This window comes from Streptococcus pseudopneumoniae (assembly GCF_001074565.1).
Lineage (GTDB): Bacteria > Bacillota > Bacilli > Lactobacillales > Streptococcaceae > Streptococcus > Streptococcus pseudopneumoniae_J.
In genome coordinates, this window is record NZ_JUQX01000012.1 from 1 (window position 1) to 9,084 (window position 9,084).

The window sequence follows — 9,084 nt, forward strand, 5'->3', positions numbered from 1 at the left end:
GCCCTTTTTCATGATATATTTTCGTATAGGTACTTCAACCATTTGAACGATTTCAAATCCTTCTTTTTGGTAAAGCTTGTAAGCTCTTTGATTTGCCTCGTAGGCATTTAGAGAAATAGTATCTATGTCTTCATTTTCAAAGGCCAAACTAACAAATTTCCTTAAAGCCTGGCTACCTAAGCCTTGCCCCTGCTTCTGAGGGTTGATAAAAAATCTCCCGATATGAAGATTCCTGTCTTCTAGCCTGATTTTCTGGATAAGCCCCACAAACTCTTGTCCATCAAAAATTGAAAAGATTCCTTCCAAATCTTGCAAGACTTGAATTGCCAAGGGAAAAGGAATCTCTGGTCCCATCCATTGTTCTTGAAAGGATTTGCCAAGGGAGTTGGACCATTGGCATACGAGCTGAGCATTTTCTGTGTTCACCTTTTCTTCAAAACGAATTGTCATCTTGACCTCACTATCTTATCTATGTTTCTCCATTATACTACTTCTTCTATTTTTTACGAATAGATAAGTATGATTGATCTTTATTTTTTTCTTGTTGGGAGCATTCTCGCTTCTTTCTTGGGTTTGGTCATTGACCGTTTCCCTGAGCAATCCATTATCCGACCAGCTAGTCACTGTTCTTCCTGTCAGACTCGCTTGCGTCCGTTAGATTTGATTCCTATCCTTTCGCAGGTGTTTAATCGCTTTCGCTGTCGCTACTGCAAGATTCGCTATCCATTCTGGTATGCCCTCTTTGAATTATGCTTAGGGATCCTCTTTCTGGCTTGGTCTTGGGGCTGGCTTTCCTTGGGTCAAGTCATCCTCATCACTGCTGGTTTGACCTTGGGCATCTACGACTTTCGCCATCAGGAATATCCCTTACTAGTCTGGATTTTCTTTCATCTATTCCTAATGGCTTGCTCTGGTTGGAATCTGGTTATGTTCTTCTTCCTTGTCCTTGGAATCATGGCTCATTTTATCGATATCCGCATAGGAGCAGGGGATTTTCTCTTTCTGGCTTCTTGTGCTCTCGTCTTTAGCGCGATTGAACTACTGATCTTGATTCAGTTTGCTTCTGCGACGGGGATTCTGGCCTTTCTCCTGCAAGAGAAAAAGGAAAGACTTCCTTTCGTGCCTTTCCTCTTACTTTCTGCTTGTTTGATTATTTTTGGTAAGCTACTGCTTGTTTGATAAAGTCCTGAATCGGCTCTCCTTGGTGGAGAGCTTTTCAATTGAGTGAAATTTTCCAGTTAAATTACTTTCTCAATAAAATTTCGTATGGTGGTTAAGCCATCTGGCGTGCCGATACTTTCTGGATGATACTGGAAACCGTAGATAGGCAGGTTCCTGTGCTGAATTCCCATAATAGCTTGGTCATCCGTCGAACGAGCTGTAACTTCAAAATCTTCGGGTAATTCCTCTACCATAAGACTATGGTAACGCATGACTGAACATTTGTTCTCTATTCCATCGTAGAGAATGGATGGAGCTTCAAATTGTAGCTGACTTTGTTTACCATGCATGACCTTAGGAGCTAGACCGAGTTTTCCACCGAATGCCTCAGCAATAGCCTGATGTCCAAGACAAATCCCTAAAATTGGTTTTCGGCCTGCAAAATCTCGAATCATTTCCTCCATCTTTCCAGCATCAGCCGGCCAACCAGGTCCAGGTGAAAAGACAAGCGCTTGAGCCTTTTCCGCGACTTGATAGAGACGAGGGTCATCGTTTCTTAAGACCTCAACAGGAGAAAAATTTCCGATATACTGAGCTAGATTATAGGTAAAAGAATCGTAATTATCAATCAATAAAATCACAGTTTTCTCCCTTTAGTCTTGGAATGATTAGTTGTTTTTAGCTTCTAGGTAGTCTGCAATCGCAGCTACGTCCTTGTCTCCACGACCAGAGACATTGATGATGATAATCTCATCTTTACTTAGTTTTGGTGCACGTTTAACCGCTTCTGCGATGGCGTGTGAACTTTCAATAGCTGGGATAATCCCTTCTGTCTTGCTTAATAAAAGCAAGGCTTGAACAGCTTCTTCATCCGTTGCTGCTACGTATTCCACGCGACCTGAATCTTTGAAGTAGGCGTGTTCTGGGCCAACCCCTGGATAGTCCAAACCAGCAGAGATAGAGTAAACTGGCGCCAGCTCTCCGTCTTCCTTAAAGACTGCATAGGTCTTCATTCCGTCGACAATTCCGACACTACCTTTTGTCATAGTAGCTGCGTGCTTGTCTGTATCAAGTCCGTGACCAGCAGCTTCGACTCCAACCAATTTGACTTCTTCATCATCCACATACTGAGAAAATGCACCGATGGCATTGGAACCACCACCTACACAGGCAATGACGTAGTCTGGTAAACGACCTTCTTTTTCTAAGATTTGACGGCGAGATTCTTCACTGATGACCTTTTGGAATTCATGAACAATGGTAGGATAAGGATGAGGGCCTACAGCAGATCCCAAAACGTAGAAGGCTTCAAGGTCATTCATCCATGCTCCAAAGGCTGCATCAACTGCATCTTTGAGGGTACGAGTTCCCGTTTCAACCGCGTGAACAGTTGCTCCCATCATCTCCATTCGGAAGACATTGAGACGTTGACGCTCCACATCTTCTGCCCCCATGTAGACATCACAGGCCATACCAAACTTGGCTGCAGCTGCTGCTGTCGCAACACCGTGCTGACCAGCTCCTGTTTCTGCGATCACTCGTTTTTTGCCCATACGTTTGGCAAGAAGAATTTGCCCTAAAACGTTGTTGAGCTTGTGAGAACCAAGATGGTTAAGGTCTTCACGTTTAAGATAAATCTTAGCTCCACCTAAGTGTTCTGTCAAACTTTCCGCAAAATAAAGCGGTGTTTCGCGACCTGAATAATCCTTCAAGTAATGGCGAAATTCTGCCAAAAATTCTGGATCATCCTTGTACTTGTCAAATGTCACTTCCAACTCATCCAACAAAGCCTGAATCGGCTCCGGTACAAAACTGCCACCAAATTGTCCAAAATAACCTTTAGTTGTCATAAATTTTTCCTCTTTCTGTATGAATCCGGTTTTTTGTTTGCTTTTAGTAGTAGGCAAGGAGCTACAGATAGAACTCAAGTTCATCAAAGCGACTTAACGCCCTAATAAAAGATAAACAAAATGACGGATAGAAAAAAGCCCACACACGGAATTCACTTCCATGTGAGGGCGTTGGTAACGCGGTGCCACCTCAATTATAAAGGGACTATTCCCTTTACATCTCTGCCTTGTCTAACAACAAGTTGCACTGTAAGGTGTGCGCACCGAATTTTCATTGTTTCAAATTCATTTTTTAAATCAGCCCACTTTCACTACTTCCAACCACCTGTTCACAATCACCACCGGCTCCCTGAAGATCAAAAATAACTACTTTTCTGATTTATTGAGAATATTATATGTTATTGTTCTATCTTTGTCAAGATTTTTTTATGATTTTTTTCCAGAACCAAGGATTTCTTCGGAAATTCTCACCAAAGTCTGAACGATATAGTCTACTTCTTCATCACTTAATTTAGTGTGAAGAGGAAGCGTAATTTCATTTTCAAAGAAGGCATAGGCTCTTGGATAATCTGACATATCAAAGCCAAGATTCTTATAGGCTGTCAAGAGCGGAAGCGGTTTGTAGTGAACGTTACTTGCAATTCCAGCCTTGGCCAATTCTTGAATGATTTGGTTGCGCTCTTCGAGACTCGCACCTTCAACATGTGTGATGTAGAGGTGACGACTTGACTCAACAGTTTCCGTCTCATGTGCCAATGGATGAATGCGAGAACCAGCAAAACCACGATCATAACGGTCCACGATTTCCTTACGACGGTCAAGCAAACTTGGGTAACGGTCCAATTGTATCAAACCAAGGGAAGCCATGATATCCGTCATGTTGCACTTGTAGGCAGGGGTTACGATATCGTATTCCCATGAGCCCAGTTGCATCTTGGCAAGAGCATCTTTAGTTTGCCCGTGAAGGGAAAGGATTTGGAATTCCTTGTACATCTCTTCGTCATCAATCGCTGGATTGGCTTTCCAAGTAGCACTTCCTCCCTCAGCTGTTGTAAAGTTCTTAACAGCATGGAAAGAGAAGGAAGTAAAGTCAGCGATAGAACCAGCCGGTTGCCCTTTGTAAGTAGATCCCAAAGCATGGGCACTATCAGAGACAATCACAATACGGTTAAAGGCCTTTTGCCACTTGCTAGCAGCTGTAAAGAGGTCACGTTTTTTCTCAACAACTTGGAACAAACGGTCATAGTCGCAAACAATCCCTGCAAGCTCTACTGGAATAATCACCTTAGTCTTTTCAGTGATAGCTTGCTCAAGCAGGTCATAGTCCATCTCAAACGTATCTGCTTGGATATCGACCATGACAGGGGTTGCTCCTACGTGAGTGATGACACTACATGAAGCTGTATAGGTCATAGCTGGAACGATGACTTCATCACCAGGTCCCACTTCAAGCACTCGCAAAATCAACTCAAGAGCGGCTGTCGCAGAGTTGAGGCAGACAGTCTTAGGCGTCTGTGTGTATTGGGACAAGCGGCGCTCCAGTTCTTTTGTCTTAGGACCCGTCGTGATCCAGCCAGAACGAAGGGTGTCCGCTACTTCAGCAATTTCTGCTTCTGTAATATCAGGTGGTGAAAATGGAATATTGTAATTTGGCATTGATTTGCTCCTTTTATCTGTACTCATTTTCTCATGACTACTTTATTTTAGTACCTCAAACACGGTTTGAAACATGATTTTGATGTCTCCAAGGAAACTAAACTCTCGGAGATAGGCGAGGTTATAGCGCATCTTTTCAGGAAGGACATGTTCGACATAGGCCTGATCAACCGATAGACCTTTCTCCGTCATTTGACTGATGATGGTGTCCTCATCCTTGTAGTTGATACTAGCTGGAGAGGTGATTCCGGCTGGTAAGAGCAAGGTCGCCATCATTTCAGGGCTATACTGCTCGGTGTAACGTGGCACCTCGGGTCTTGTGCCCACAAAGGACATCTCGCCTTTAAGGACATTGACCAGCTGAGGCAGTTCGTCCAAGCGCACACGGCGAATGAAATTTCCCACTTTGGTAATACGGCTATCGTTAGCTGAAGTCACTAGACTTCCTTTTTTATCCGCATCCGTCACCATAGTACGGAACTTCCAAATCTTGAACGGACGGTTGTACTGGGTCACGCGCTCTTGCTTATAAATGACAGGTCCCTTGCTATCCAACTTGATCCAAATGCTTAAGATAAGAAAGACGGGAGAAGTCAAAAGTAGCAAAAACAGGGCCAGAACCCAATCCAGGCAACGCTTAAAAATCAGCGAACCTTTCCTTTTAGAGACAAGCTGGTAGTAAGACTTAACCTCGCTTGATTGCATTTCCACGGGTAGGTCTTCCCATTTCAGCATGCTGTTTCTCCTTTGTTTTTAGTATACTATTTGTCAACATTTTTCATTATACCACAAAATGGAAAAGGCGGTGCAAGAAATCTGTGATTTAGAGGAATTCTTCTTTATGATAGGGCCCCTGCCTGTAAGCTATACATCTTGTGATAGGTTCCTTCCAAGGCCAAGAGTTCCTCATGGGTGCCACTCTCGATGATGCGCCCCTTGTCCAAAACATAGATACAGTTGGCATCTTGAATAGTTGAAAGACGATGGGCGATGGCAATGGTCGTCCGCCCCTGTCTCATCTTAGCTAGGGAATCTTGAACCAAACTTTCTGTCTCCGAGTCAATATTGGCTGTCGCTTCATCCAAAATCAGGATTTTAGGCTGACTGGCGACTGTTCTGGCAAAGGCAAGAAGCTGGCGCTGTCCAGTAGAAAAGCTCGAACCACGCTCGGAAACAGGAGCATCATAGCCCAGCGGGAGGTCTTGAATAAAGGAATCTGCATCGACAAAGGAAGCTGCATCCTTTACTTGCTCATCACTAATCTCTTGATACATGGCGATATTGGACTTGATAGTCCCGTGATAAAGGAAGGGATCCTGCAAGACCAGTCCGATATTTTTTCGCAGTTCTTCCTGGCTGTAGTTCCTGATATCCACATCATCCAAGAGAACTCGGCCTGACTGAAATTCATAAAAACGCATGAGGACATTGATAATCGAAGATTTCCCTGAACCTGTATGTCCTACAAAGGCAATGGTTTCACCCTTCTTAACTGAAAAGGAAATGTCATCCAGTATCGGATGTTTCCCGTCATATGAGAAACAGACATGTTCAAAACGGATATTGCCTTCTTGGACTTTGGCTTGCCCATCTTCTTGAAGAGGCTCATAGGTCGTTTCATCAATCAAGGCAAAAACACGACCAGCAGATACCATAGAAGTTTGAAGGGTTGAAAAGTTTTGCGTCACCTCAATCAGAGGATCAAAGAGACGATTAATATACTGGATAAAGGCATACATGGTTCCGGCCGTTATTCCGATAGAAAGACCACGGTAACCAAAGTAAGCCATCAAAACGGCATATCCTAGCAGTTTCAGCAAACTCATGGCAGGACGTAAAAAGAGGGCATCCAAGGCTACAGAACGGTTGGCGTAGACCAAGTGTTCTTGGTTGATCTCATCAAATTCTGCCTGCAGGCGCTTCTCTTGATTGAAGGCCTGGATAATCCTGATTCCCTCGATATTCTCTGCCAGCTTACTATTGATATCTGACAAGAGACTTCTGGTTTTTTCGATAATCTTGACTGACTTTTTCCGATAGAGATTGACCAAAAGGAAAATCAAGGGTAGAAAGAGCAAAACTAAAGCTGTCAAACGAAAATCAAGCACCAACATGGTATAGAGAGTTGTCAGAAAGATAAAAACTGCTGAGATAAAGCTGGATAAAATTCCCGAAAACATATCACTGATGGTCTCGGTATCATTGGTCAAACGAGAGACGATGGAACCTGCTGGCGTCTTGTCAAAATAAGACATGCCGAGTTTCTCCATATTGGCAAAGGCATCCCGACGAATATCTCTGACAATACTGTAGGACACCCGCGCAAAGAGAAGATTACCGATATACTGAACTAGAGTTTGCAGGATATAAAGACCATAGTAGACCAGCAAAACGGTCACAGCAAGTTGATTGAGGTTGCTGAGGTACTGGTCGATAAAGTGGGAAGCTACAAGGGGAATCACACTTTTAATGACCGTCGTCGCGAGGAGAAAACTTAATGCCAAAAAGGTCAGGAATCCATTGGGCTTGAGATAAGACATCAAGCGCTTCAATACAGCCCATTGTTCTTTCTTATTCTGCATCTTCTTCTCCTTTCATTTCCAACTGCTGAGACTGGTAAGTTTGGGCATACCAGCCATCCATTGCTAGCAAGTCATCGTGCCTGCCCCGTTCGATAATTTGACCATTTTGCAGAACCAAGATTAGATCTGCATGGACGACTGCACTGAGGCGATGAGCCGTAATAATGGTTGTCTTGTCCTTTCGCGTCTCCTTGAGATTGTCAATAATCGCATACTCTGTCTTGGCATCCACGGCAGACAAGGAATCATCTAAAATCAAGATGTCAGGGTCTAAAATCATCGCCCGACTCATAGCCAGACGTTGCTTTTGACCACCAGAAAGACTGACTCCCTTTTCACCGATAACTGTATCAAAGCCCTGAGGCATGTCTACAATATCTTGGTAAACTTGAGCTAGTTTAGTCGCTTCCTCGACCGCTGAAAGGGGCAAATTAGGTTTGCCGAAGCGGATATTGTCTAAGATAGAGGTCGCAAAGAGGAACTGATCCTGTGGGACATAGCCCATGAGACTGCGAAGGTCTGTCAGACGATAGTCCCGAATATCGTGACCATTTAGGTAAATAGCACCCTTATCCACATCATATTCACGCAAGAGGAGCTTAATCAAGGACGTTTTTCCAGAGCCTGTCTGTCCAACCAAGCCCAGAGTTTGCCCTTTTTCTAAACTAAAGTGAATATCCGTCAGTGTCTCCTCATTTTCAAAGGCAAAGCTGTCAATGGCATACTCCAAGCGCCCATTTTCAATACTGTCCAGAGGAAACTCAGGGTCTTGTACAGGTGATTCCTGAGACAAGAGTTCCTCAATCCGCTGATAAGAAACCTTCCCTCGCTGAGTGATATTAAAGAGGAAACCGATAGCCATAAGAGGCCAGACCAGCATATCCAAATAGCTGATGAAGGTAACCAGATTCCCAACTGTGATTTGCCCCTCCTGAACCATCAAAGAACCGACCAAAAGGGTTAAAACATAGGAGGAACCAACAAACAAGAGAACCATGGGGTCAAAGAGACTATCGTATTTCATGGTTTGCAGGTTCTTTTGGAAGGTTAATTCATTGACTGCCTGAAAAGACTCCAGCTCATCCGCCTGATAACCGAAAGACTTGGTCACTTTGATACCTGATACAGACTCCTGCACCTTGTTATTGAGTTCAGAAAAGGCAGCTTGAGATTCTCCGAAAGCCTTATGAGTCTTTCTCCCTAGACGACTGGCCGCATAAGCCATAAAAGGCAAGGGAAGAATGGCAACTAGAGTCATCTGCCATGAAATGCTAAAGAGCATGGTCAGCAAAGTCACCAGTGCCGTGATAGAGGCATCCACTGCTGACATGACTCCGCCACCTGCGAGACGAGTTAGGGCATTGATATCATTGGTGGCGTGTGCCATCAGGTCCCCTGTCCGATATGTTTGGTAAAAGGCTGGCGACATTTTAGTAAAATGCTCAAATAAGCGAGACCGCATGATCTGCCCTAGACGGTAGGAAGTCCCAAGGATATACATGCGCCAAACATAGCGCAGATAGTACATCCCAAAGGCTGCCAGCAGTAGATAAAATAGATTAAGAAGGAGGTCCTGATGGGTTAATTGCCCCCCAGTAATGGCGTCAATGACCCGCCCCATGACCATGGGGGGAATGAGATTGAGGACGGAAACCAAGACTAAGGCCACAATCCCGACTAGATAACGGCGCTTTTCTAACTTGAAAAACCACCAGAGTTTTTGAATAATGGACATAAAATCCCTTTCTGATTGCAAATGGAAACCTGAGGCCAAGACTCAATGAAAATCAAAGAGCAAACTAGGAAACTAGCCGCAGGCTGTACTTGAGTACGGC

General features: G+C 44.1%; 8 protein-coding genes. 1 reads left to right on the forward strand and 7 read right to left on the reverse strand.

The features are described 5' to 3' along the window. The coding region (locus tag ADI74_RS01190) for a GNAT family N-acetyltransferase (protein ID WP_049536517.1) at positions 1 to 450 on the reverse strand (450 nt) is incomplete at its 3' end. Positions 451 to 519: 69 nt separating this feature from the next. Between ADI74_RS01190 and ADI74_RS01195 the strand changes: the two genes are divergently transcribed. Next, complete coding sequence (locus ADI74_RS01195) at positions 520 to 1,179, forward strand: prepilin peptidase (RefSeq protein ID WP_049536518.1); 660 nt, start codon at positions 520 to 522, stop codon at positions 1,177 to 1,179. Between the two features lie 59 nt (positions 1,180 to 1,238). On the opposite strand, the gene ADI74_RS01200 is transcribed toward ADI74_RS01195, so the two are convergent. The 6 genes from ADI74_RS01200 to ADI74_RS01225 all read right to left on the reverse strand — a co-directional run bounded on the left by ADI74_RS01200 (position 1,239) and on the right by ADI74_RS01225 (position 8,984). Further along, a complete protein-coding gene (locus ADI74_RS01200; RefSeq protein WP_049536519.1) occupies positions 1,239 to 1,802 on the reverse strand; it encodes an aminodeoxychorismate/anthranilate synthase component II in 564 nt (187 codons plus the stop codon). Positions 1,803 to 1,829: 27 nt separating this feature from the next. After that, positions 1,830 to 3,011 (reverse strand): tryptophan synthase subunit beta, encoded by a 1,182-nt coding sequence (trpB, locus tag ADI74_RS01205; protein ID WP_049536520.1) that lies wholly within the window; start codon positions 3,009 to 3,011, stop codon positions 1,830 to 1,832. Between the two features lie 426 nt (positions 3,012 to 3,437). Further along, complete coding sequence (locus ADI74_RS01210; protein WP_049536521.1) at positions 3,438 to 4,667, reverse strand: DegT/DnrJ/EryC1/StrS family aminotransferase; 1,230 nt, start codon at positions 4,665 to 4,667, stop codon at positions 3,438 to 3,440. 42 nt (positions 4,668 to 4,709) lie between these two features. After that, the gene (locus tag ADI74_RS01215; protein ID WP_049536522.1) at positions 4,710 to 5,402 is read right to left on the reverse strand and encodes a sugar transferase; all 693 of its coding nucleotides are present in this window, start codon (positions 5,400 to 5,402) and stop codon (positions 4,710 to 4,712) included. Positions 5,403 to 5,506: 104 nt separating this feature from the next. After that, positions 5,507 to 7,249, reverse strand: a complete 1,743-nt coding sequence (locus ADI74_RS01220) for an ABC transporter ATP-binding protein (protein WP_049536523.1) — start codon at positions 7,247 to 7,249, stop codon at positions 5,507 to 5,509. Next, positions 7,239 to 8,984, reverse strand: coding sequence for an ABC transporter ATP-binding protein (locus ADI74_RS01225; RefSeq protein ID WP_049536525.1), 1,746 nt, complete (start codon positions 8,982 to 8,984; stop codon positions 7,239 to 7,241). Before ADI74_RS01225 ends, ADI74_RS01220 begins: the two co-directional genes overlap by 11 nt. Positions 8,985 to 9,084 lie beyond the last annotated feature (100 nt).